This is a genomic window from Nocardioides sp. P5_E3 (assembly GCF_054049275.1).
On record NZ_JBFUMR010000007.1, the window covers coordinates 155,129 to 178,457 of the forward strand.

Annotated in this window: 23 protein-coding genes, 1 tRNA gene and 1 pseudogene; 12 read left to right on the forward strand and 13 right to left on the reverse strand. The window is 72.5% G+C overall.

Annotation, left to right across the window (positions count from 1 at the left end):
• Positions 1-58: 58 nt before the first annotated feature.
• The 3 genes from ACXJKB_RS06305 to ACXJKB_RS06315 are packed head-to-tail and all read left to right on the forward strand — an operon-like array spanning position 59 to position 1,988.
• On the forward strand, positions 59-286 hold the full coding sequence (locus ACXJKB_RS06305) for a biotin/lipoyl-binding carrier protein (protein ID WP_457186482.1): 228 nt from the start codon (positions 59-61) through the stop codon (positions 284-286).
• 36 nt (positions 287-322) lie between these two features.
• A complete protein-coding gene (locus ACXJKB_RS06310; protein WP_457186484.1) occupies positions 323-967 on the forward strand; it encodes a Pr6Pr family membrane protein in 645 nt (214 codons plus the stop codon).
• 10 nt (positions 968-977) lie between these two features.
• Positions 978-1,988, forward strand: a complete 1,011-nt coding sequence (locus ACXJKB_RS06315; RefSeq protein WP_457186486.1) for an aldo/keto reductase family protein — start codon at positions 978-980, stop codon at positions 1,986-1,988.
• Positions 1,989-2,133: 145 nt separating this feature from the next.
• Here ACXJKB_RS06315 and ACXJKB_RS06320 read toward each other — a convergent pair whose 3' ends face one another.
• Positions 2,134-3,402 (reverse strand): MFS transporter, encoded by a 1,269-nt coding sequence (locus tag ACXJKB_RS06320; protein WP_457186488.1) that lies wholly within the window; start codon positions 3,400-3,402, stop codon positions 2,134-2,136.
• 49 nt (positions 3,403-3,451) lie between these two features.
• Positions 3,452-3,943 carry a DUF2231 domain-containing protein gene (locus ACXJKB_RS06325; protein WP_457186490.1) on the reverse strand — a complete coding sequence of 164 codons (492 nt, stop codon included), beginning with the start codon at positions 3,941-3,943 and terminating at the stop codon, positions 3,452-3,454.
• Positions 3,944-4,071: 128 nt separating this feature from the next.
• Between ACXJKB_RS06325 and ACXJKB_RS06330 the strand changes: the two genes are divergently transcribed.
• Together ACXJKB_RS06330 and ACXJKB_RS06335 are read left to right on the forward strand one after the other, a co-directional pair.
• Positions 4,072-4,737, forward strand: coding sequence for a response regulator transcription factor (locus tag ACXJKB_RS06330; protein WP_457186492.1), 666 nt, complete (start codon positions 4,072-4,074; stop codon positions 4,735-4,737).
• Positions 4,737-6,176 carry a sensor histidine kinase gene (locus tag ACXJKB_RS06335; RefSeq protein ID WP_457186494.1) on the forward strand — a complete coding sequence of 480 codons (1,440 nt, stop codon included), beginning with the start codon at positions 4,737-4,739 and terminating at the stop codon, positions 6,174-6,176. The genes ACXJKB_RS06330 and ACXJKB_RS06335 overlap by 1 nt, the downstream gene beginning before the upstream one ends.
• Before the next feature lie 2 nt (positions 6,177-6,178).
• Here the strand turns inward: ACXJKB_RS06335 and ACXJKB_RS06340 are convergent, their stop codons facing one another.
• The gene (locus ACXJKB_RS06340) at positions 6,179-6,931 is read right to left on the reverse strand and encodes an ABC transporter permease (RefSeq protein WP_457186496.1); all 753 of its coding nucleotides are present in this window, start codon (positions 6,929-6,931) and stop codon (positions 6,179-6,181) included.
• A 54-nt stretch (positions 6,932-6,985) separates the two neighbouring features.
• On the opposite strand from ACXJKB_RS06340, the gene ACXJKB_RS06345 reads away from it, so the two are divergent.
• Positions 6,986-7,318, forward strand: a complete 333-nt coding sequence (locus ACXJKB_RS06345; protein ID WP_457186567.1) for an ArsR/SmtB family transcription factor — start codon at positions 6,986-6,988, stop codon at positions 7,316-7,318.
• 27 nt (positions 7,319-7,345) lie between these two features.
• Here ACXJKB_RS06345 and ACXJKB_RS06350 read toward each other — a convergent pair whose 3' ends face one another.
• Entirely contained in the window at positions 7,346-7,972 is a 627-nt protein-coding gene (locus ACXJKB_RS06350; protein WP_457186498.1) for a vitamin K epoxide reductase family protein, read from the reverse strand.
• 130 nt (positions 7,973-8,102) lie between these two features.
• On the opposite strand from ACXJKB_RS06350, the gene ACXJKB_RS06355 reads away from it, so the two are divergent.
• The 3 genes from ACXJKB_RS06355 (at position 8,103) to chrA (ending at position 11,150) form a co-directional block, all read left to right on the forward strand.
• Entirely contained in the window at positions 8,103-9,002 is a 900-nt protein-coding gene (locus ACXJKB_RS06355; protein ID WP_457186500.1) for a cation diffusion facilitator family transporter, read from the forward strand.
• Positions 9,003-9,072: 70 nt separating this feature from the next.
• Positions 9,073-9,729: a hypothetical protein gene (locus ACXJKB_RS06360; RefSeq protein WP_457186502.1), complete on the forward strand. Its 657-nt coding sequence runs from the start codon at positions 9,073-9,075 to the stop codon at positions 9,727-9,729.
• Positions 9,730-9,785: 56 nt separating this feature from the next.
• Complete coding sequence (chrA, locus tag ACXJKB_RS06365; RefSeq protein WP_457186504.1) at positions 9,786-11,150, forward strand: chromate efflux transporter; 1,365 nt, start codon at positions 9,786-9,788, stop codon at positions 11,148-11,150.
• Positions 11,151-11,156: 6 nt separating this feature from the next.
• On the opposite strand, the gene ACXJKB_RS06370 is transcribed toward chrA, so the two are convergent.
• The 6 genes and pseudogenes from ACXJKB_RS06370 to ACXJKB_RS06395 form a co-directional block, all read right to left on the reverse strand.
• A complete protein-coding gene (locus ACXJKB_RS06370) occupies positions 11,157-11,927 on the reverse strand; it encodes an HAD-IIA family hydrolase (RefSeq protein ID WP_457186569.1) in 771 nt (256 codons plus the stop codon).
• A gap of 113 nt (positions 11,928-12,040) precedes the next feature.
• Positions 12,041-14,554 carry an MMPL family transporter gene (locus ACXJKB_RS06375; protein ID WP_457186506.1) on the reverse strand — a complete coding sequence of 838 codons (2,514 nt, stop codon included), beginning with the start codon at positions 14,552-14,554 and terminating at the stop codon, positions 12,041-12,043.
• Positions 14,555-15,095: 541 nt separating this feature from the next.
• Positions 15,096-15,245 (reverse strand): annotated as a pseudogene (locus tag ACXJKB_RS06380) (helix-turn-helix domain-containing protein); the annotation flags it as partial.
• 309 nt (positions 15,246-15,554) lie between these two features.
• Positions 15,555-15,938, reverse strand: coding sequence for a response regulator transcription factor (locus ACXJKB_RS06385; RefSeq protein ID WP_457186508.1), 384 nt, complete (start codon positions 15,936-15,938; stop codon positions 15,555-15,557).
• Positions 15,939-16,045: 107 nt separating this feature from the next.
• Positions 16,046-16,513, reverse strand: coding sequence for an aminoacyl-tRNA deacylase (locus ACXJKB_RS06390; RefSeq protein ID WP_457186510.1), 468 nt, complete (start codon positions 16,511-16,513; stop codon positions 16,046-16,048).
• 82 nt (positions 16,514-16,595) lie between these two features.
• Positions 16,596-16,685, reverse strand: a tRNA-Ser gene (locus ACXJKB_RS06395).
• 146 nt (positions 16,686-16,831) lie between these two features.
• Here ACXJKB_RS06395 and ACXJKB_RS06400 point away from each other — a divergent pair.
• The 3 genes from ACXJKB_RS06400 (at position 16,832) to ACXJKB_RS06410 (ending at position 21,691) form a co-directional block, all read left to right on the forward strand.
• Positions 16,832-18,784: a lysophospholipid acyltransferase gene (locus tag ACXJKB_RS06400; RefSeq protein WP_457186512.1), complete on the forward strand. Its 1,953-nt coding sequence runs from the start codon at positions 16,832-16,834 to the stop codon at positions 18,782-18,784.
• The gene (locus ACXJKB_RS06405) at positions 18,781-20,214 is read left to right on the forward strand and encodes an HAD-IB family hydrolase (RefSeq protein WP_457186514.1); all 1,434 of its coding nucleotides are present in this window, start codon (positions 18,781-18,783) and stop codon (positions 20,212-20,214) included. Before ACXJKB_RS06400 ends, ACXJKB_RS06405 begins: the two co-directional genes overlap by 4 nt.
• A 64-nt stretch (positions 20,215-20,278) precedes the next feature.
• A complete protein-coding gene (locus ACXJKB_RS06410) occupies positions 20,279-21,691 on the forward strand; it encodes a wax ester/triacylglycerol synthase domain-containing protein (RefSeq protein WP_457186516.1) in 1,413 nt (470 codons plus the stop codon).
• Positions 21,692-21,762: 71 nt separating this feature from the next.
• Here ACXJKB_RS06410 and ACXJKB_RS06415 read toward each other — a convergent pair whose 3' ends face one another.
• The 3 genes from ACXJKB_RS06415 to ACXJKB_RS06425 all read right to left on the reverse strand — a co-directional run bounded on the left by ACXJKB_RS06415 (position 21,763) and on the right by ACXJKB_RS06425 (position 23,247).
• Positions 21,763-22,227, reverse strand: a complete 465-nt coding sequence (locus ACXJKB_RS06415; RefSeq protein ID WP_457186518.1) for an N-acetyltransferase family protein — start codon at positions 22,225-22,227, stop codon at positions 21,763-21,765.
• Positions 22,224-22,670 carry a tRNA adenosine(34) deaminase TadA gene (tadA, locus tag ACXJKB_RS06420; protein WP_457186571.1) on the reverse strand — a complete coding sequence of 149 codons (447 nt, stop codon included), beginning with the start codon at positions 22,668-22,670 and terminating at the stop codon, positions 22,224-22,226. The genes ACXJKB_RS06415 and tadA overlap by 4 nt, the downstream gene beginning before the upstream one ends.
• 91 nt (positions 22,671-22,761) lie before the next feature.
• On the reverse strand, positions 22,762-23,247 hold the full coding sequence (locus ACXJKB_RS06425) for a tRNA adenosine deaminase-associated protein (RefSeq protein WP_457186520.1): 486 nt from the start codon (positions 23,245-23,247) through the stop codon (positions 22,762-22,764).
• Positions 23,248-23,329: the final 82 nt, after the last annotated feature.

Sequence of the window (23,329 nt, forward strand, 5' to 3'; positions counted from 1 at the left end):
GCTGCGGGTCGGCGTCGCGATCAGCGGCTACGCCCGGGTAACCGATAGCGTCGGGGCCATGGCCCGCCCCACCTCCCTCGAGATCGTCTCCGAGCTGGTCGCCAACGTGCTCACCATCGAGGTCGCCGAGGGTGACTGCGTCGAGGCCGGCGACACCGTCGTGCTGCTCGAGTCGATGAAGATGGAGATCCCGATGCTCGCCGAGCGGGCCGGGACCGTCACCGCGATCAAGGTGACCGAGGGTGACGTCGTGCAGGACGGCGACGTCCTCGTCGTCCTGGACTGACCGGCCTCCGGTGGGCGGGAGCCCTACGCTCCTGCCATGACTCGCGAGCGCGCCCGGGCGGTGCACCTGGTGGTCGCCGCCGTTGCGTGGTTCGCGCTGGTCCTGCAGCTCATCCTGGTGCTCCAGGGCGGACGGGTCCTCGACGAGGTCGATCCTCCGGGGCTGGTGGCGCGGATCTACCGCTACTTCGCGTACTTCACGATCCAGAGCAACATCCTCGTCGCCGCCACCTCGACCATGCTGGCGCGCGACCCGGCCCGTGACGGTGCGGGCTTCAGGGTGGCGCGCCTGGCCGCGCTCGTCGGCATCACGGTCACCGGCCTCGTCCACTTCGTCCTGCTGCGGCCGCTGCTGGACCTGCAGGGCGCGGACTGGATCTGCGACAAGCTGCTGCACATGGTCGTGCCTGTGGCGGCCGTCGCTGCCTGGGCCCTGGTCGGTCCCCGCCCGCGCGCCGGCCTCCGCGTGGCGGCGTACGCCCTCGCCTGGCCGGTGGCGTGGCTGGGCTGGACGCTCGTGGTCGGCCAGGTGGACGGCTGGGTGCCCTACCCGTTCCTCGACGCCGGCGAGGAGGGCTGGGGAGCGGTCGGGATCGCCTGTGCCGGGATCACCATTCTCTTCCTCCTGCTCTTCGCGCTCTACGCGTGGCTCGACCGGAGGCTGCGCCCGGCGCCTCGCTAGTGTCGGAGGAATGGAATTCCGATACCTCGGCAACAGCGGACTGAAGATCTCCGAGATCACCTACGGCAACTGGCTCACCCACGGCTCCCAGGTCGAGAACGACGTCGCCACGCAGTGCGTGCGCGCCGCGCTCGACGAGGGGATCTCGACGTTCGACACCGCGGACGTCTACGCCAACACCGCGGCGGAGACCGTGCTCGGCGAGGCGCTGAAGGGCGAGCGCCGTGAGTCGCTGGAGGTCTTCACGAAGGTCTACTGGCCGACCGGACCGAAGGGCAAGAACGACACCGGCCTGTCGCGCAAGCACATCATGGAGTCGATCAACGGCTCGCTGCAGCGGCTGCAGACCGACTACGTCGACCTCTACCAGGCGCACCGCTACGACGTGGAGACCCCGCTCGAGGAGACGATGCAGGCCTTCGCCGACATCGTCAGGCAGGGCAAGGCGCTCTACATCGGCGTCAGCGAGTGGACCGCCGACCAGATCCGCGACGGCGTCGCGCTGTCGAAGGAGCTCGGCTTCCAGCTGATCTCCAGCCAGCCGCAGTACTCCATGCTCTGGCGCGTCATCGAGGACGAGGTGGTGCCGACGTCGAAGGAGCTCGGCGTCTCGCAGATCGTGTGGAGCCCGATCGCGCAGGGCGTGCTGTCCGGCAAGTACAAGCCCGGCCAGGCCCCGCCGGAAGGATCGCGCGCCACCGACACCAAGGGCGGCGCCAACATGATCTCGCGCTTCATGCGCGACGAGGTGCTCACCGCCGTGCAGGACCTCGAGCCGGTCGCCAAGGACTGCGGCCTCACGATGGCCCAGCTCGCGATCGCCTGGGTGCTGCAGAACGACAACGTCGCCGCCGCCCTCGTCGGCGCCTCCCGCCCCGAGCAGGTCGCCGACAACGTCAAGGCCGCCGGCGTGAAGCTCGACGCGGACGTGATGTCCCGCATCGACGACGCCCTCGGCTCCGTCGTCGTACGCGACCCGGGGAAGACCGCCGAAGGCACGCCGAAGACCCGCGCCGTCTGAGGCGACCGCCGCACGTGCGGCGGATGGTGCCCTCGATCCGTCGATCCGAGGGCCACATCCGCCGCACGTGCGCACGTGTCCGTGAGATCGCCCTCGCAACCCGCGATCAGGGGCCGTTTCCCGGACACGTGTCCGAGCAGAGGGCTCAGACCGCGACCCGGGTCACCCGGTAGCGCACGAAGGCGGGCACGGCGAGCGCGGCGAGGACGGTGCCGATGATCACGAGCACCCCGCCACCGGCGGCTGCGACGGCGGCGCCGGTCACCGCGGCAGTCGCGCCGTGGAGGACGTCGGCGACGCGGGGGCCGCCGGCGACCACGACGATGAAGATCCCCTGCAGCCGCCCGCGCACGGAGTCGTCGGCCGCGGCCTGGAGCATCGACGTACGGAAGGCGGCGGACGCCATGTCGGCGGCGCCGCCGATCGCGAGCATCAGCACCGCGATACCGAGGAACAGGGTCGGTGCGAGCGGCGCGAGCATGGCGGCGACCCCGAAGCCGACCATCGCCACGCCCCACACGAGGATCGCCACGATCACTGCCAGGCCCTGCCGCTCGACCCGCGAGACCCAGCCGGACAGGACGCCACCCACGACGGCGCCGGCCGGGATCGCCGCGAAGAGCAGCGCGAACGCGACGCCGCCCTCGTTGGGACCGCTGAAGGCGACGTCGGCGAGCTCGGGGAACAGCGCCCGCGGCATGCCGAAGACCATGGCGATGATGTCGACGACGAACGACATCATCAGCACCGGTTGCGTACGCAGGTAGCGGAAGCCGTCGATGACCGCCCCGATCCCCGGCGTCACGGTGACGCCCAGGATCGGCAGGGGTGGGAGGCGTACAACGGCGCCGAGGGTCGCGAAGAGCGTGATCGTGTCGAGCAGGTAGAGCCACGAGAAGCCCATGAGCGGGATCAGCGCGCCGCCCACCAGCGGCCCCGCGATGCCGCCGGCCTGCATGACGGTCATGTTGAGCGAGTTCGCCGCGGGCAGGAGCTCCTCGTCGAGGAGGCGTGGCAGCAGCGCCGACCGGGTGGGCTGGTTGACCGCGAAGAACGCCTGCTGGACCGCGAACAGGGACAGCAGCAGCCACACGTCCTCGGCGCCGAGCGCGGCCTGGAGCCAGAAGCCGGCGCTCGTCGCGATGAGGCCGCACGTGGTGATCAGCAGCAGGGTCCGGCGGTCGAAGACGTCGGCCAGCGCGCCGCCCCACAGCCCGAAGACGACCAGCGGGACGAGGCCGAAGATGCCGGTGAGCCCGACGTACGCCGACGAGCCGGTCATCGCGTAGATCTGGGCGGGCACCGCCACGACGGTCAGCTGCGCTCCGACGACCGTGACGATGTTGGCGCGCCACAGCCGCTTGAAGTGCGGGTTGGCGAGGGGGCGGGTGTCCGCCAGCAGTCGCCTGTCCACCCGCGCAGGCTAGGTCAGGTGGGTCGGGTCCCCCTCCGGGTGGTGTCCGTCAGTCGGACGAGGAGCTGGAGGACACCTGGTCGCCCCAGGCCGCGCGGGCCCCGGAGTCACCCACCCGGTAGACCTGCACGGTCGCTGCCAGCCCCGCGACGAGCGCGAGGGCGGCCACCGTCCGGAGCAGTCCGGGAGAGGTGGCCCGACGCGACGAGGTGGTCCCGTCGGCGGTCCGCCGGCGGTCGAGCCAGACGAGCGCCGCGGACAGGACGAGGAGCGGGATCGCGAACCAGATGAGCTGGTCGCCGAGCTCGGCGTGCACTCCCGGGTCGCCGACGTGCTCCTCCAGCGCCTCGCCGCTCGACGTCGCGACCGGGGTGAGGATGGTCGCGACGGCGGCGCACCCGACCACGATGACGCCGTACGGGCGTCGCCATGCCGGACGTACGGCCAGGGCAATGGTGCCGAGGGCGGCGAGGGGGAGCAGGACGACGACGGCGTGCACGACCAGCGGGTGGACGGGGAGGCCGTTGATGAGGTCGAACATGGTCCGGACGCTAGGGCGGCGAACCTGCACGTCACCTGACCAGGTCTGCGGGTCACGTTCAGGTTGTGTGCAGGCACGATGGTGGACGCTGGGAGCGTGACCCGTCCGACCGCACGGAGGAACCGTCGATGGCCCGAGTAGGACTCTGCGAGGACGACGCGGCGATCCGTCGCGTGGTCGTCGACGCCATGCGCCTCGCGGACCACGAGGTGGTCGCCGCGCACGACGGTGGCGAGGCCCTGCGGCTCTTCGCCACCGACGACGACCTCGACGTGGTCATCCTCGACATCGGGCTGCCCGACGCCGACGGGCGCGACGTGTGCCAGGCGCTGCGGTCTGCCGGCCAGTCCGCGCCGGTCCTCTTCCTCACCGCCCTTGGTGCCGTCCACGAGCGGCTCGCCGGTTTCAGCGCCGGCGCCGACGACTACCTGCCGAAGCCGTTCGACGTGCTGGAGCTCATCGCCCGGGTGGAGGTCCTGGCCCGGCGCGGCCGGCTCGTCGTCGCCACTGCCCCGACCGACCTCGTCCTCGACCCGGCCCGCCACTCGGTCTCCTGCAATGGCAGGGAGGCCATGCTGACGCCGACCGAGTTCCGCATGCTCGCCGCGATCACGTCGCGCCCCGGTGAGGTCGTACGACGCCGTGCGGTCGTCGCCGCTGCGTGGCCGCAGGGCGGGATGGTCAGCGACAACACGGTCGACTCCTACGTGCGGCGGATCCGGGTCAAGCTCGCGGAGGTCGACTCGCCCCTCAAGCTCACGACGGTGCGGGGCGTCGGCTACACACTGAGGTGATGGGCGAGGACGGGACGGACGTGACGGCGGCGGCGCCCTCGGGGCTGCTTCGGCTGGCGCCGCGCTCGTTCCGGGCCTCGATCGTCGCCTCGACCGTCGGTGTCATGACGGTCGCGATGATCGTGGTGGTGCTCGGTACCTACCTGGTCCTGGAGCGCACCGCGAGCCGCGACATCCAGCAGGTGCTGGACGACCGGTCGCGCGCCGTGCTCGCGGTCCTCGAGCAGTCCACGGACCCCGTGGTCGCGTCGGAGGACACGTTGCAGCCGGGGATGGTCGTCTACGACGCGTCCGGCAGGCGGGTGATGGGCTCGGTGGCGACGCCCCTCCGCAGCTCGGCCGACGACCTGGCCCGGGTCCGGGAGGCGCGTTCGGTCCGCGCCGGCGAGGACGAGGACCGGCTCCTCGCCACACCGTTCACCACGCGAGCCGGTGAGAGCGGCGTGCTCGTGGTCAGCCAGGAGGCCGCGCCCTACGAGCGCTCCGAGCTGTACGCCTTCCTGGCCGCCGTCGTCCTCGGCGTCCTGGTCGTGGCGGGCACCGCCTTGATGGCCTGGCGCGTCACCGCACAGGCGCTCCGGCCGGTGACCGTCATGGCCGAGCGGGCCGCGGACTGGAGCGAGCACGACCTCGGGCACCGCTTCGCTCTGGGGCCTCCGACCAACGAGCTCGCCGCGCTCGGCGAGACGCTCGACCACCTGCTGGACCGCGTCGCGTCGGCCATCCGGTCCGAGCAGCGGCTCACCTCCGAGCTCGCCCACGAGCTCCGCACGCCGCTCACCGCGATCCAGGGCTCGGCAGACCTCGCCCTCCTCCGCGGCGTCGACGACCCGGACGTGCGCGAGGACCTCCGCCAGATCTCCCTCTCCGCCCGCGAGATGTCCGCGGTGATCACGACCCTGCTCGACCTCGCGCGGGACCGTACGACGCCCGGGCAGGAGGGGTGCCACGTCGCCGACCTCGTGCCCGGGCTGGTCGCGGCGGCCGCCGGTCGGGTCGAGGTGCTGGACCGCACCCAGGGGTCGACCGCCCGCATCGCGGCGCCGGCAGGGCTCGTGCTGCGCGCGGTGGCCCCGCTGGCGGACAACGCCGCGCGGCACGCCCGGAGCCGTGTGGTGATCGAGGCGGTCGACCACCCCGACCGCGTCGAGCTGGTGGTGAGCGACGACGGCGAGGGGATCGCGCCCGACGTCGCCGCGAGGCTCTTCGAGCCGGGGGTGTCCCGCGCCGGTGGCGCCGGCCTCGGCCTCGGGATCGCGCTGCGGGTGGCGCGGTCGTTCGGTGCGGACGTGCTCGTGCGACGCGAGCTCCGGCGCCCGATTCCGGGTCGTGCTCCCGAGGCGCTGACCGACAGTCAGGTTGTCGGCAGGTCCGGTGCTCCACGCTGGTGCGGAGCAGGTCCGCCTCCCCCGTGGCGGGCCTGCTCGCCACGTAGGTGAGGTCAGGACGGGACAGCGGGCAGGTACGGCGATCGGCTCAGGAGCCGGGTGACGATGACGCCGGTGATGGTCATCGCCAGTGCGATGCCGGCGAGCACGACGAGCTGGAACTGCGCCGCGACCGCGGGGCTGGCGCCACCGAACAGTGCGCCGACGAAGGCGCCGGGCAGCGTGACGAGACCGGTCGAGCGGGTCTGGTCGAGGTTCGGCAGCAGCGACTCGCGCACGGCCTCCTGCCCGATCTCGAGGTGCGCGCGGGACGGCGACGCGCCCAGGGACAGCCACGCCTCGACCTCGTCGCGGCGGTGCCGGACACCCCGCAGGAAGTTGCGCCCCGACAGCGTCGCCGCGCTCATGGCGTTGCCGATGATGATGCCGGCGACCGCCACGAGGTAGCGCGGCTCGAGGGCGACCAGCTGCAGGACGAACACCAGCGACAGGGCGACGCCCGCGCCCACCACCACGCCGATGATCGCCGCCCGGCGGCCGTGCCAGAGCTCGCTGAGCCGTCCGGACGCGGTGACGGACGCCGTCGTGAGCATCAGTGCGAGGAAGGCGACCACCGTCCACGGGACGGCCAGGATCCCGCGGAGCAGGAGGGCGACGATGCTGAGCTGGACGACCGCGCGGGCCAGCGACGTCAACGGCGTCCAGCCGAGGCCGATCCCTGATCGCCAGGCGAGCAGCACCGTCGCGAGCACGACGACCAGCAGGCCGGCGCCGAAACGGGCGTAGTCGAGGACGTCGTGCACCACGCGGCCGACGGTAGCCGCCCGGGGGCCGCCTACGGCTAGCATCGTCGGGTGGCGATGAGATCGGAGGCGACCGGGCTGGCGGCCGAGGCGGCCCTGTTCCATGCCCTGTCCGACCCGTCGCGGCTGCTGATCGTGCGGCACCTGTCGCTGGGCGAGCACCGCGTCGTCGACCTCACCGCGCACCTCGGGCTGGCGCAGAGCACGGTGTCGAAGCACCTGGCCTGCCTCAAGGACTGCGGCCTGGTGGCCTCGCGCCCCGAGGGCCGGGCGTCGGTGTGGTCGCTGACCCGCCGCGAGGAGCTGCTCGAGGTGGTCGCGACCGCCGAGCGCCTGCTGGCGCGCACGGGCGTGGGCCCGGAGCACCACTACGAGGAGCGGCACCCCTGAGCCTGGATCCAGGCTGACCCGCGGTTCTCAGAGCAGCGTCGACCAGTAGGACCAGAAGCGCTCGAGGACCAGCAGCAGGACCACCAGGTAGGTGCCGAACACCAGCGGTCCGCGCCAGTCGCGCAGGCCGTCCGCGAGCCGTCCGTCCGGACCGGCCCCGAGCGCCCCCGCGGCGACGTTGCGCGCCGTGACGTACCAGAAGAGCGGGATGACGACGGCCCACACGACCATGCAGTAGGGGCACAGGGCGCCGATGCGGTAGAGGCTCTGGAACACCAGCCAGCAGATGAACGCGAAGGCCGCGGTCACCCCGGCCTGCAGCCCGAGCCAGTACCACCGCGCCAGCCGGCCGCCGGCGAGCAGCGCCGCGCCCGTCGTGACGATCACCGGGAAGGCGGCGACACCGATGATCGGGTTGGGGAAGCCGAGCAGGGCCGCCTGCGCCGACTCCATCACGTTGCCGCAGCTGAGGACCGGGTTGATGCTGCAGGTCGGCACGTAGTCGCTGTCCTCCGCGAGCCGGATCCGCTCGACGAGCAGCACGGCCGAGGCCACGAAGCCGATGAGTCCGCCCACCAGCAGTCCGAACGCGAGCAGACGCTCCTGCGGCTCGGCGACGCCGGCAGGGTCGTCGACGGTGGAAGGGGTGCTCATGGCGGGTGTCTCCTGGGGACGGGGCAGGTCGGGCCCATCCTCCGGCATCACCCAACCGTCCCGGGAGGCCGGGTTTGACCCGGCATCGCCAATTGGCGATGATGTGGACGGACGACGATGGAGGTACCTCATGGGTGCGGGACACGGGCACGGCCACGCAGGCGCCCGGCACAGGTGGCGGCTCGCCGTCGCCTTCGGCCTCGTCGCCGGCTTCTTCGGCGTCGAGCTGTCGGTCGGCCTGGCGACCGGATCGCTCGCGCTGATCTCCGACGCGGGCCACATGGCCGCGGACGTGGTCGCGCTCGGCGCCGCGCTCGTCGCCACGAAGATCGCCACCCGCCCCGACGGCGCGGGCCGGCGCACCTACGGCTCCTACCGCGCCGAGGTGTTCGCCTCGGGCCTGACCGTCCTGATCATGCTGGGGGTCTCGGCCTACGTCGTCGTCGAGGCCGTACGCCGCATCGGCGAGACCGTCGAGGTCTCCTCGGGCCCGCTCCTGGTGGTCGGCGCGATCGGGCTGGTCGTCAACCTGGTCTGCCTGGTCCTGCTGCGCGGCGGCGCCTCGGAGTCGATCAACGTCAAGGGCGCCTACCTCGAGGTGATGGCCGACGCGGCCGGCAGCGTCGGCGTCCTGGCCGCCGGGCTGCTCGTCCACTTCACGGGCGACGGCTGGTGGGACACCGTCGTCGCCGTGGCGATCGGCGTCTTCGTGGCCGTCCGGGCGCTCGTGCTCGGCCGCGAGGTGCTGGCCGTGCTCGGCCAGCACGCGCCCCACGACGTCGACCTCGAGGCCGTCGTCCGCGACCTGGAGGCGGTCTCCGGCGTGGCCGAGGTCCACGACCTGCACGCCTGGACGCTGACGTCCGGGATGAACGTCGCCACCGCACACCTCGTCCTGCGGGTGGGTGCCGACGCCCAGGTCGTGCTCGCCGCGGCCGGCGCCGCGCTCCGTGAGGGCCACGGCATCGAGCACGCGACCCTGCAGGTCGAGGCACTGCCCGCCCAGGAGTGCCACGCGGCCACCTGGTGAGCGTGCCGGGCGCTGCTGACACACTGGCCCCGGCCGCCCGACCGTCGAGGCGCCGAGGATGGGGGACCGGGTGACCGAGGCAGCAACGATCGAGCACCCGGTGACGCCCCCGCTGGCCAAGACGGCCAACGTCCTCGCGAAGGGCGCGCTGGTCCTGCTGCTGGTCTTCGCAGTCATCTATCCCGACCAGGCCAACCTGCGCGACAAGGCCGCTGGCATGCGCGCCGTGGGCTACCCGCTGATCTCGTTCACCGTGCCGGTCCTGTGGTGGGCGCTGTGGCGCGACCGCATCTCGTTCCCGTGGCTGCCGGACCTGCTCATCACCCTCACCTGCTTCACCGACATCCTCGGCAACCGGATGGACCTCTACGACACGGTCGTGTGGTTCGACGACTGGATGCACTTCATGAACACCGGCCTCCTCGCGGCGGCGTTCATCCTGCTCACCCTGCCGCGTGACGTCGGGTTCGGACGCGTCCTGGAGCGGGCGCTCGCCTTCGGTGCGACCTCAGCGATCGCGTGGGAGGTCGCGGAGTACTTCGCCTTCATCAGCCGCTCGACCGAGCGCGAGTTCGCGTACGCCGACACGCTGGGCGACCTGTCGCTCGGCACCGCCGGGGCCGTGCTCGCGGCCGTCGTCCTCCACCGCGCGTGGCGGCACGGGTACCTCGTGCACCCGCGGCCGCTCACCTCGGAAGGTCGTCCGGCGGCGGCTGCGACCGCCTGAGGGCATGGTCGAGCGCGCCGCTTGACGCGGCGTCCGCGACGCGGTTCGGTGCTGCCATGTCCGCCTCCACCGGGACTTCGCGCGACGTCATCCCGCTGCGCGAGGCCGCCAAGGCCTGGTTCGCCATCTCGCTGCAGACCTTCGGCGGACCGGCGGGCCAGATCGCCGTCATGCAGCGCACCCTCGTGGAGGAGAAGCGCTGGATCGGCCAGCAGCGGTTCCTGTTCGCGCTGTCCTACTGCACGCTGTTGCCCGGGCCGGAGGCGCAGCAGCTCGCGACGTACGTCGGATGGCTCCTCAACGGCGTCAGGGGCGCGCTCGTCGCGGGCATCCTGTTCGTGCTGCCCGGCGTCGCCGCCCTCCTCGTCCTGTCGGCGGTCTACGTCGCCTACGGCGACACCACCCTCGTCGAGTCGCTGTTCCTCGGCCTCGCCCCCGCGGTCATCGCGATCGTGGTCCAGGCGGTCGTCCGCGTGGGCCGGAAGGGGCTGGGCCATCCCGCGCTGGTCGCGCTGGCCGTCACGTCGTTCGTCGCCCTGACCTTCTTCGGCGCACCGTTCCCGGCCGTCGTGCTCGTCGCGGCGCTCGCAGGGTGGGTGCTCGGCCGCCACCTCCCCGGCCTGACCAGGCCGCCGAGGTCGGCCGCCGACGACGGACCGCCACCGCTCATCAGCGACGACCAGCTCCACACCGAACGACCGTCCGGCCGTCGGGCCGCGCTCACCCTCGTCGTCGGTCTGGTCGTGTGGTTCGCCCCGGTCGCCGGCGCGGCGCTCCTGTTCGGCCGGTCGAGCACGTTCGTCGACCAGGGCCTGTTCTTCTCGGGCGCCGCCGTCGTCACCTTCGGCGGTGCGTACGCCGTCCTGGCCTACGTCGCCCAGCAGGCCGTGGAGGTCTACCACTGGCTGCTGCCGGGCGAGATGGTCCGCGGCCTCGCGCTCGCCGAGACCACCCCCGGGCCGCTGATCATGGTCGTCCAGTTCGTCGCCTTCGTCGGCGCCTACCGGGCTCCGGGCGACCTCGACCCCTGGGTTGCCGCCGTGGTCGCCGCGCTGCTGGTGACGTGGGTGACGTTCGTCCCCTGCTTCCTCTTCATCCTCCTCGGAGCGCCGTACGTCGAGCGCCTCCGCGGCAACCGCGACCTCGCCGCCGCGCTGGCCGGGATCACCGCCGCGGTCGTCGGGGTCATCGCGAGCCTCGCGGTGTTCTTCACGCTGCACACGCTCTTCGGCGAGACCGCGCGCCTCACGGCTGGGCCGCTCGACGTCCAGTACCCCCTGCCCGGGTCGCTCGACCTCGCGGCGCTGGCCATCACCGGGCTCGGCTTCGCCCTCGTCTTCTGGCGCAGGTGGTCGGTGCTGCGCACCCTCGGCGCCTGCGCGCTCGCCGGCGTCGTCATCGGCCTCGCGACGTCGTTCTGAGCCGGCCTACGTGTCCTCGGGCAGGCACTTCTGGGCGACGTAGGGCACGACGTCGGCGATCGAGTCGACGACCTTCGTCGGCCGGTAGGGGAAGTCCTGCACCTGGTGGCGCTCCGTGGCGCCGGTGGCCACGAGGACCGTGCGCATGCCGGCCTCGAGGCCGCTGATGATGTCGGTGTCCATCCGGTCGCCGATCATCACGGTGGTCTCGGAGTGGGCGTCGATGCGGTTGAGCGCGCTGCGCATCATCAGCGGGTTGGGCTTGCCGATGAAGTAGGGCTGGCGCCCCGTCGCGGTGCTGATGAGGGCCGCGACCGACCCGGTCGCCGGCAGCATGCCTTGGGCACTCGGCCCGCTGGGGTCGGGGTTGGTGGCGATGAAGCGCGCGCCGGCGTTGATCAGCCGGATCGCCCGGGTTATCGCCTCGAACGAGTAGGTGCGGGTCTCCCCGAGCACGACGTAGTCGGGGTCCTGGTCGGTCATGACGTAGCCGATGTCGTGCACCGCCGCGGTCAGCCCCGTCTCGCCGACGACGTACGCCGAACCGCCCGGACGCTGGTCGTCGAGGAACTGCGCGGTCGCGAGGGCCGACGTCCAGATCGACTCCTCCGGCACGTCGATCCCGCTGCTCCGGAGGAGGCGCACCCGCAGGTCGCGGGGGGTGAAGATCGAGTTGTTGGTGAGCACCAGGAACGGGACGCCCTGCTCGCGCAGCGCGCTGATGAACTCCTTCGCGCCGGGGATCGGGTCCTCCTCGCGCACGAGGACGCCGTCCATGTCGGTGAGCCAGGTGTGGACGGCGCGGGGTTCGGTCACGGGACCATTGTGGTCCACGACGGCGACGTCATGGGAACCTCCGGCCCGGACCGGAGGTTCCCATGACGTCCGCGTCACCGTGCGGCGTGGGCGCCGACCTGCTCCTCGGCCTGGTCGTCGTGCCCCGCGTGGCTGCGCTCGAGCTTGGCGCCCTCGACGTCGACGTCCGGCAGCATCCGGTCGAGCCAGCGCGGCAGCCACCACGCCGTCTCGCCGAGGAGGTGCATCGCGGCCGGGATGAGCAGCATCCGTACGACGAACGCGTCCAGCAGCACGCCGAAGGCCAGGCCGAAGCCGATCGGCTTGATCGTCGCGTCGTGGCTGAAGATGAAGCCGGCGAACACCGAGATCATGATGATCGCCGCAGCCGTGACCACCGAGCGCCCGGCGTGCAGGCCGTGCTGCACCGCGACCCGCGCCGACGCACCGTGGGCGTACGCCTCACGCATCCCGGACACCAGGAACAGCTGGTAGTCCATCGCCAGGCCGAAGAGGATGCCCGTCGCGATGATCGGCAGGAAGCTCAGCACCGGTCCCGGCGCGTGGACGCCGAACAGGTCGGAGAGGAAGCCGATCTGGAAGATCGCGGTGATGCCGCCGAAGGCCGCCAGCAGCGACAGCACGAACCCGAGCGTCGCCGTGAGCGGCACCAGGATCGAGCGGAACACCAGCACCAGGATCAGCAGAGACAGCCCGACGACCAGCGCCAGGTAGGTCGGCAGCACGTCGGAGAGCTGCTCGGAGATGTCGATCCCGGCACTCGCGTTGCCGGCCACGCCGAGGGTGGCGTCCGCTCCGGAGGCCGTCGTCGGGGTCAGTGTCCGAAGGTTCTGGACGAGCTCCGCGGTCGACTCACTGGACGGCGAATCCTTGGGGATGACCTGGAAGGCCAGTGCCGTGCGGTCGATCGACGCGCCGATCGGCACCACCGCCTCGACGTTCCAGACTCGGCCGATCTGCTCACCCACGGCAGCCTGCTCGGCGACGACGTCGGTCTCGGCCACCGGTCCGGGCAGGTCCGCGACGACCAGCAGCGGACCGTTCGCCCCCTCACCGAACTTCTCCGCCTGCACCTCGTGGGCCAGGTAGCCCGAAGACTCCGGTGGCTGGGTCGAGCCGTCCGGCAGGCCGAGGCGCATCTGCGTGGCCGGTGCGGCCACGACGAGCAGCCCGGCGACGCCCAGCCCGAGGACGGTCCACGCCCGGGTGGTGCTCATCGGCCGGTCGCGGTCGGTGATCTCCTCGTCGTGCGTACGCTCGCCCGCGGCCAGCCGCTCCCGCTCCCGGCGGCGCAGGATGCGGATGCCGACGAGCGAGAGGATCGCCGGGGTGAGCGTGACCGCCATCAGGATCGCGACGAGGACGGCCACGCCGCCGACGGTGCCCATCAGGCCGAGGAAGCCGACGCCCGTGACGTTGAGCGCCAGCAGCGCCACGATGACGGTGACGCCGGCGAAGACGACCGCGTTCCCCGACGTGCCGTTGGCGAGGCCGATGGACTCATGCAGCGTGGCGCCCTGCATCAGCTGGCGCCGGTGGCGGTTGATGATGAAGAGCGAGTAGTCGATGCCGACCGCGAGGCCGAGCATCACGCCGAGCACCGGGGTCACGGAGACGAACTCCACGAGTCCGGAGAACGACAGCGAAGCCAGTGATGCGACCCCGACCCCGAGGAGCGCGGTCACGAGCGGCAGGGCGGCGCCGAGCACGGTCCCGAGCATGACGAACAGGACGATCGCAGCGACCACCACGCCGGCGATCTCGCCCGGGCCGAGGATCGACGGGACCGTCTGCGCGATGTCCTGCGAGGGGTAGAGGGCGACCCCGTCGATGTCGGCGTCGGCGACGAGGTCCTCGATCTCGGTCTTCACCTCGGCGGTGACCTCGTTGGTCGAGACGTCGAAGGTCACGTTGGCGACCGCGGCGCTGCCGTCCACCGACACGGTGCGGAAGCCGGACGACAGCTCGGACAGGGTCTCGCCCTGCTCGAGCTGAGGCGCCTGCTCGTCGACCTTCGCCTGCTGCCGGTCCAGCTCGGCCTGGCCGTCGTCCAGCTGCTGCTCGGCAGCCTCGAGCTGCGGACGGATGGCGGCCAGGGTGCCGTCCTCGCGCGCCTGTGCGCGCTGCTGGGCCAGAGCCCGACGACCGGCGTCGATCTGCGCCTGGCCTGCGCTGAGCTGGGTCAGGCCGTCATTGAGCTGACGGCGGCCGTCGGCCACCTGCTCCGCGGACGAGTCCAGCTGGTCCTGAGTGGCGAAGGGATCGGACACGTCGGAGACGGACTCGACCTCCGCTACTCGGTCGAACAGAGTGGTCAGCTCGTCCTCCTGGTCGGAGGTGAACGCAGACCCGTCGGCGGTCTCGGCGACGATCGCCCCGTTGCCGCCGCCGGTCCCCTCGAAGTCCTCCTCGAGCTGCTGGGATACGCGCGTCGTGGGCGTGTCCGGCAGCGAGATCGACGACGACAGGGCGCCGGCGAAGGACAGGTAGGTCACCACGGTGACGGCCAGGACCGCCAGCCAGGCGCCGACGACGGCCCAGTGGCGGCGGGCCGCGAAGCGACCGATGCGGTAGAGGAGCTCAGCCATGGTGGCGGCTTGCCTTTCGTTGCAGAGGTGGAGGTCAGTGGTGAAGTCGGTGTGCGAGTCGGGCGGGTCGGCCGGCGTGGCCGATGCGGAGCCTCAGCAGGACGCGGTCGAGCAGCGCGTCCCAGTCGGCGCGCGCCTCGGGCGGCACGTCCGGAGCCAGGTCGGGGTGCTGCTCCAGCCAGAGGCCGGCGATGGTCACGATCCCGCTGAAGAGCAGCGCGAGACCGATCTCGAGGTCGACCGGGTCGAGGCCCGGTGCGCGGTGGACGAGCTGCTGGCGCAGGCGCCCGCCGACGTGGTCGAAGGCGGTCCGGGAGATGCCCTGCGCTCGCTCGTCCCCGATCTCGGGGGAGCCGAGGACGCGATGGATCGTCGCGATCGCCGTGGGCAGGTCGACGCCACGGGTGGCCTCGGCCACCGCGTCGAGCGCCGCCCGGCCGCCGGCCCCGCCTGCGGGGAGGTCGGCCGTACGCCGCTCGACCTCGCCGAGCAGGTCCACCGTCGCCTCGGCGAGGATCTGTTCGCAGACCGCCACCAGCAGCTGGTCGAGCCCGGCGACGTGGTTGAAGACCGTCCGCCGCGACACCCCCGCGCGCGAGGCGACCTGCTCGACGGTGAAGCCGTCGGCGCCGTGCTCGGTCGCCAGCGCCCGGGCGGCCTCGAGGATGGCGCGTCGCCGCTCCTCGCGCAGCGCGCTGCGGCCGTCGGTGGGCGGAGTCGTGGTCACGAACCTATTGTTGCACTCAGTGCAAATAGTGCCCGCATCGGCGACGTGCGGGGTGGAGACGACAAACGGCACGGCCCCTGCGAGGGCCGTGCCGCAGTCGCGCTGGTGATGCGTGGTTCCACCGCCGCTGGGGGGACCGGATGCCGGCGGGAGGACGACGTCCGGGGACGGTGACGAGCGCGACGGAACGCGACCGTCGAGCCCAACCAGTGGTGTGACGGGCTCGGTCACGCCCCATGACGCGGCTCTGGCAAAAAAAATCCTGCCGAGCGGTCAGCCGGCCTCGGCGACCGTGGCGGGCCGGGCGGAGCTGCGGACGCGGTCCACCAGGTCGGCGAGCCCGAACGGCTTGCCGAGGACGTCGTCGGCGCCGGCGCCCAGGCAGTCGGCGACGTGCTCGGGACCGGCGTGGCCGGAGGTCACCACGACCGCGCCGAGGAACCCGTCCTCGCGCAACGACGCGGTGGCCTCGAGGCCGTCCATGTCGGGCAGGCCGCGATCCATCACGACGACGTCGACAGCGCTGCGGCTGACGGTCGCTCGGGCAGCGGCGCCGGTGTCGACGGTGAGGACGTCGAAGCCGGCGCGTTCGATCGCGAGGGCCATCACCTGTGCGAGGTCGGGCTCGTCCTCGACGATCAGCACGGTGGTGGGCACGCCAGTACGGTACAAGCCAAGTCCACGGCACACCCACAGAACGGTGAACTTCTCGTCACCTGGGCCCGACGCCACGCGTGGAGCGGGCGTCGGTTGGCCGCAGGGTCTCAGGCGGGGTCGGTGACGTCCGCGACCTGCGCGTCGAGGTGGGCGATGACGTCGTCCGCGGCGAGCGTCGCGGCGACCCCGTGGGCGCCCGCGCCGAGCGAGACGGTCCGGCCCACGAGGCGCTCGTCGGCGACGACGGGCAGCGCGGCCCGCGAGCCGAACGGCGTGATGGTGCCGCGCTCGTAGCCGGTCACCTCGCGCGCCGCGTCGGCCGCCGGCATCGAGATGCGGTTGACGCCCAGGAGCGAGCGGAGCTTGGGCCACGAGATCTCGCGATCGCCCGGAACGAGGACGAAGAGGTGGTCGCCCTCCCCGCGGCGGACGACCATCGTCTTCACGATCGCCGACGGCTCGACCCCGCGCGCGGCGGCCGCCTCCGCGAGCGAGCCCACCCGTCCGTGCCGGGTGACCTCGTGCGCGATGCCCGACTCGGCCAGGGCCCGGATCGCGGGGTTGTCCTCGTCCACGCGACGAGCGTACGACGACGGACGTCGACGTCGAGGTGGAGACGACGATCGGGCCGGTCCGCGAGGGACCGGCCCGATCGGCTGGCGGTGGCGGTGGGATTTGAACCCACGGTGGGTTTGACCCCACACAACATTTCGAGTGTTGCACCTTCGGCCGCTCGGACACGCCACCGCGCCGAACGTTACTAGAGGGCACGCGTGAGTCGGAAACCGGCGACAGTGGACCAGTCGTCGAGCAGCCATGGCCAGCGGCGGCGTACGACGGTAACTTCGGCGCACGCCCGTGCTCGCGCCGAGCCCGGGCGGGAAGGAGGGACCGTGACCGCCGTCCGTCGTGTCCGGGACCTCGCCCGTGCCGCCCTGCCCCGGAGCGTGGGGGAGCGCCTCCCCGCCGCGCCGCCGCAGGAGGTCACCCAGCTGCTCCACGACAAGCGCTTCCAGCGCGCCGTCGCCGCCGCGGCCGACGAGCAGGGTCGACCCGAGGAGGAGGTCTGGTCGGAGGTCAAGGGCTACCTCCACGAGATGGCCGCCGCCCACGACGACCGCACCGCCCAGGGGTGGGCGCGTCTCGGCGACTGGTTCCTGAGGGCGTACGACGTCCTGGTGGACGAGGACGACATGCAGGAGCTGCGGCGCCTCGACCGCTCGCACAGCCTGGCGCTGGCGTTCAGCCACCGGTCCTACCTCGACGGGATGGTCATCCCCAACGCCTTGTCGTCGCGGCGCTTCTCGCCGACCTACACCTTCGGCGGCGCCAACCTGAACCTGCCGGTGATCGGCACCGTGGCCAGCCGCACCGGCCTGATCTTCATCCGGCGCGCGACCCAGGAGATCCCGGTCTACCGCCTCGCCCTGCGGTCCTACATCCGGCAGATGGTCACCAACAAGCGCAACCTGGCCTGGTCGATCGAGGGCGGCCGCACCCGCACCGGCAAGCTGCGCCCGCCGGTCCACGGCATCCTGAAGTACCTCACCGACACGGTGCAGGGCGACGGGGAGGGGGACCCCTTCGGCCAGGACGCCCCCGACGTCCAGGTGGTGCCCCTGTCGGTGGTCTACGACCAGCTGCACGAGGTGTCGCTGATGACCGAGGAGGCGCGCGGGGCCAACAAGACGCCGGAGGACTGGCGCTGGCTGGTGCGTTTCGCGCGGCTGCAGCGCAACCGGCTCGGCCGGGCCTACCTGACCGTCGGCGAACCGTTCTCGTTGCGGGAGCGGATGGCCGAGCTGGCCGCCGAGGGCGTCACGGGCCACCAGGCGGTCGAGCGGGTCGCCCTCGACATCTCCCACCGGCTCAACCGGGCCACCCCGGTCACCACCACCGCGATCGTCTCGCTCTCCCTCCTCGGAGCCGACCGCGCGCTGACGGTCGACGAGGTCCTCGACACCGTCGAGCCGCTCGCCGCCTACATCGACGCGCGGCACTGGCCCGTCGCGGGTGCCGCCGACCTCCGCGACCGATCGACGATCCGCCGCGCGCTCGCCGAGCTGACCCTCAGCGGCGTGCTGACGGCGTACGACCGGGGCACCGAGCCGGTGTGGAAGATCGGCGACGACCAGCACCTGGTCGCCGCGTTCTACCGCAACACCGCGATCCACATCCTCGTCGAGCGCGCCATCGGTGAGCTCGCGCTGCTCACCGTCAGCGAGCTCGAGCCGGGTGCGGAGCTGCCGCCCGGTGGCGAGCTGCAGGTGGGCTGGGAGGAGGCGAAGCGGATGCGCGACCTGCTGAAGTTCGAGTTCTTCTTCCCCTCCCGCGCCGGCTTCGAGGACGACCTGCGCACCGAGCTCCGGCTGCTGGTCGGCGAGGGGGTCACCGAGATGACGCCGGTCAAGGCGCGCGAGCTGCTCGTCAAGGCCCGTCCGCACCTGGCCCACCTCGTGCTGCGGCCGTTCCTCGACGCCTACCTCGTCGTCGCCGACCGCCTCGCCGACCGCGGCGACGGACCCGTCGACGAGGCGGACCTGCTCGCCGACTCCCTGGCCGTCGGCCAGCAGTGGGCGCTGCAGCGTCGGGTGGCCAGCGAGGAGTCGATCTCGCTCGAGCTCTTCCGCACGGCCCTGGCGCTCGCCCGCCACAAGGGCCTCCTCGAGGGAGGCGAGGGTGTCGGGTCGGCGCGCGAGGCGTTCGCCGTCGAGCTGCGCGACTCCGTGCGCCGGGTCAACATCATCGGCGAGATCGCCGGCGACACCATCACCGTGGGTCACCCCGAGCCGCGGTCCCAGCCCCGGTCCCAGCCGGTCCCCGATCCGCGGCAGGAGCGCACGTGAGCGGGTTGTCCACCGCGGTCACCGACGCCATCGCGGCGATCGAGGCAGGACCCCAGGGGCCGTCGGTCGGGGCGTTCTTCGACCTCGACGGCACGCTCGTCGCCGGCTACACCGCCGCCACCTTCTACGGCGACCGGCTCAAGGGCCGCGACGTCTCGCCGGCAGAGTTCCTGCGCACCGTCGTCACGGCCGTGGACGGCGAGCTCGGCGGCGACCCGACCCGCATCGCCCACGTGGCCTTCTCGGCGATGCGCGGTGAGTCCGAGGAGTCCTTCGCCGACCTCGGCGAGCGGCTCTTCCGGTCCAAGATCGCCGGCACCATCCGGCGGGAGTCCCGCGCGCTCGTGCTGGCGCACCAGCGGGCCGGCCACACGGTCGCCGTCGCGTCGGCGGCCACGAAGTACCAGATCGCCCCCGTCGCCCGCGACCTCGGCGTCGAGCACCTCGTGTGCACCCGGCTGGTCGTCGAGGACGGCCAGTTCACCGGCGCCACCGACGGGCCCATGCTGTGGGGGCGCCACAAGGCCAGCGGCGTCCGAGCCTTCGCGCGCGAGCACGCGGTGGACCTCGCCCAGTCCTACGGCTACGGCAACGGCTACGAGGACGTCGCCTTCCTGTCCTCCGTCGGCCACCCCACCGCGCTCAACCCGCACCGCGACCTGCGCGCCGCGGCGGCGCGCCTGGGCTGGCCCGCCCTCGACCTCAGCGACCCGGTCGGCGGCTCGCTGCTCGCCGTCGGACGTACGGCGGCCGCGCTCGCCGGCATGAACGCGGGTGTCGGCCTCGGCCTGGCCTACGGGCTCGTGCGCGGCGACCTCCACGAGGGCCGCAACGCCGCGATCCGCCTGGCCACCCACCTGCCGATGGCGATCGCGGGCGTGTCGATGAACGTGCTCCACCAGGAGCGGCTCTGGACACACCGCCCCGCGATCTTCGTCGCCAACCACCAGAGCTCGCTCGACATCCCGGTCCTCGGCCGACTGCTGGAGCGGGACTTCACCATCGTCGCCAAGAAGGAGGCGCGCTGGGACCCGCGGGCCGTGGTCGGGTCGGTCGTCATCGACCCCGCGTGGATCGATCGCTCCGACTCGGAGTCCGCCCGCGCGACGCTCGACGGGGTCGTCGACCGGATCCGTTCCGGCACGTCACTGATGATCTTCCCGGAGGGCACCCGCTCGGCGACGCCGGTGCTCGGCCCGTTCCGCAAGGGCGCCTTCCACCTCGCGGCGCAGGCCGGCGTACCCGTCGTGCCGGTCGTGCTGCGCAACACCGGCGAGCTGATGCGACGCAGCTCGCTGGTGCTCAACCCCGGCGTCGTGGACGTGTGCGTGCTGGAGCCCGAGACCGACTGGAGCGTGGACGACATGAGCGAGCGGATCGCCGCGCTGCGCACGAAGTTCGAGGAGACCCTCGCGAGGTGGCCAATATGAAATCACCCCACGCCCTTCTTCTCCTCCGCTCCGCTCCCCCGAACAACGCCGCGGGGACCCCGACATGAGCGACGTCAGCGACGAGGACGTCGAGCGCTGGTCCGGCGCGGCCGGGTGGTCCACCGCGCCCGAGCTGACGTCCATGCAGACGCTGCTGTGGCGTGCCGAGCGCCACCCGGTGCAGTCCTCGACCTCGACCGTCGTGATCGACCTGGACCGGGCGCCCGACTGGGACCGCTTCGTCGCCGCGACCGAGTGGGGCACCCGGCTCGTACGCCGCCTGCGCCAGCGCGTCGTCGAGCCGGTCGTGCCGACCGCCGCACCGACGTGGGCCGACGACCCGACCTTCGACGTCGCCTACCACCTGCGCCGCGAGCAGGTCGCGAGCCGCGAGGAGATGCTCGTCCACGCCGCCCAGATCGCGCTGCGACCCTTCGACCGCACCCGCCCTCTGTGGGAGGGCGTGCTCTTCGAGGGGCTCGGTGGAAGAGAGGGGGCCGGCAGAGCGGCGTACGTCCTCAAGATCCACCACGCGCTCGCCGATCCCCTCGGCACGGTGCAGCTGTTGTCGATGCTCCAGTCGGGGCAGCGCGCCCACACGCCGCGCAAGCCGCTGGGCGACGAGGTCGTGGCGCCCGTGGAGCCCGACCCGGTCGACCTCGCCGTCACCGGGTTCCGCGCCGACGTCGCGTCGCTGCCCGCGACCGTGCGGGCGACCGTCCGCCGCGTCGGGCTCGCGGCGACGCGACCGCAGGTCGTGGTGGGTTCGACCCTGCGCTACGGGGCGTCCGTCCGCCGGCTGCTCACCCAGGCCGCACCGCCCTCGCCGGAGCTGTCGCCCCGCACCGGGCGCATGTGGTCGTTCCTCACCCTCGACGCGCCCCTCGAGTCGCTCCGCTCGGTCGCCCGGCTCGGCGGCGGCACCCTCGACGACGCAGCCGTGGCGTTGGTCCTCGGTGGGCTGCGGCGCTACCACGCCCGCCGCGACAGCACGGTCGCCGAGATCCCCGTCGGGGTGCGCGTCTCGCTCGACCGGGCCGACGACCTCGGCAACCGCTTCGCCGGCGCGCTGATCTCGGGGGCCCTCGCCATCGAGGACCCCGTGGACCGGGTCGCCGCCGTGCGGGGCGAGGTGTTGTCGCTGCACACGGAGCGTGCCCTCGAGGTGCTCGACGCCGCTGCCCCGCTGCTGAACCGGCTGCCGTCCTTCATCGGGGCGTCCGCGCTGCGCACCGCCGAGGCGCCCGACGCCTTCGTCCTCACGCTGCCCGGGCCGCCGCGCCGGCGCTACATGGCCGGTGCCGAGGTGCAGGGGATGTACGTCCTGGGGCCGCTGCCCGGCGCCGCGCTCACCGTCTGCCTGGTGACCTGCGGCGACACCGCCTGCATCGGCGTCAACGTCGACGCGAGCGCGGTCGCCGACCTGGCCGGGCTCGCCGGGTGCCTGGCGGAGGAAGTGGCTGCCTTCGCCGGCTGAGCGCCCCTCGCCGGGCGGTGCGTGAGCCACCTGGCGACAGCGCGAAATGTGGCTGGGGCACCGCTCGCCGGTCAGTCGGTCGGGCCGACGTAGCAGAGCATCCGGTAGTCGACCCCGTCCTCGATGTTGACGAAGCCGTGCCGCTCGTAGAAGCGGCGGGTGTCGGCGTCGACCTCGTCGACGTTGATGTGCATCTCGGGCGACCCCAGGTCCTGGGCGATCCGGCGGCACAGGGCGAGGACCTGCGTGCCGATGCCCCCGGAGCGGAGGGCGGGCACGACGTAGAGCTCTTCGAGCTGGGAGACGGGGCCGTCGAACCAGATGGCCGGTCGCAGGCTCACCAGGGCGAACCCCACCGGCCCGCCGTCGCCCTCGGCGAGGACGGCCACGATCTCGGGCAGCGCGAGGATCCGGGTGAACCGCTCGGCCAGCACGTCGGCGTCGTCGGTCTCGGTCTCGAACTCGGTGTTGAAGTCCCAGAGCAGCCGGCCCAGGACGGCTGCGTCCTCGGGGGTGGCGCGGCGGACGGTGCTCACCGGAGGCCCGCCGAGCGGTGGCGGGCGAAGAAGCCGTCGAGGAGGGCGGTGGACTCGTCGGCGAGCACCCCGGCGACCACCTCGGGCCGGTGGTTGAGCCGACGGTCGCGCACGACGTCCCACAGCGAGCCCACGGCGCCCAGCTTGTCGTCGTACGCCCCGAAGACGAGGCGGTCGACCCGAGCGAGCACGACGGCACCGGCGCACATCGTGCACGGCTCGAGCGTGACGACGAGCGTGCAGCCGGAGAGCCGCCACTCGCCGCGGGCGGCCGCTGCGGCGCGGAGGGCGACGACCTCCGCGTGGCCGGTCGGGTCGTGGTGGGACTCGCGGGTGTTGTGGCCCGTGGCGACGACCGCGCCGGACGCGTCGAGGACCACCGCGCCGACCGGTACGTCGTCCGCTGCCAGCGCAGCCTGCGCCTCGGTCAGGGCCAGGCGCATCGCGTCGTCCCAGGGGCCGGTCGGACTCATCCGGGGTCCCCGCGGCGTTGTTCGGGGGAGCGCAGCGGAGGAGAGGAAGGTCGGGGGGTGGTCATGCCGAGGTGAGGCCGACCGCGTCGTCGAAGAGCTCGCCGAAGCCGAGGCGGCGGGCGATCTCGGAGAGCATCTCGTCAGGGTAGAGATCGACGTCGTCGAGGAGCGCGCCGAGGTCGATGGCGTGGAGGCCGAGGTCGCCGAGCAGGCCGAGGTCGCCGGCCGGCACCTCGACGTCGTCGTCCTCCGGCGGCGGCAGGCCGAGGAAGTCGATCACCGACTGGGCGAGCTCCCACTCGTCGGCGGCGGTGACGTCGGAGAGCAGCGCGCGCGTGCTCGCACCCGCCACGCGGACGAGCACGAAGAAGTCCTCGTCGACGGCGACCATGCCCACCGCGCCCTCGTCGCGTGCGACCTGGCGCAGCGCGTGGCTGAGGGAGTCGACGGAGTCGAAGGCGGGCGAGGCGATCTCCTGCACCTGCCACGCCCCGTCCTCGCGGAACGCGGCCAGCGCGAAGTCGACCTCGCCGGACTGCTCGGACATCCCCACACCTCCCTCGTCCAATCCCTCCTCCAATGTCGCAGAAAGGATGGGGACCGCCAACCCTCTCCGGCGTCTCGATCGG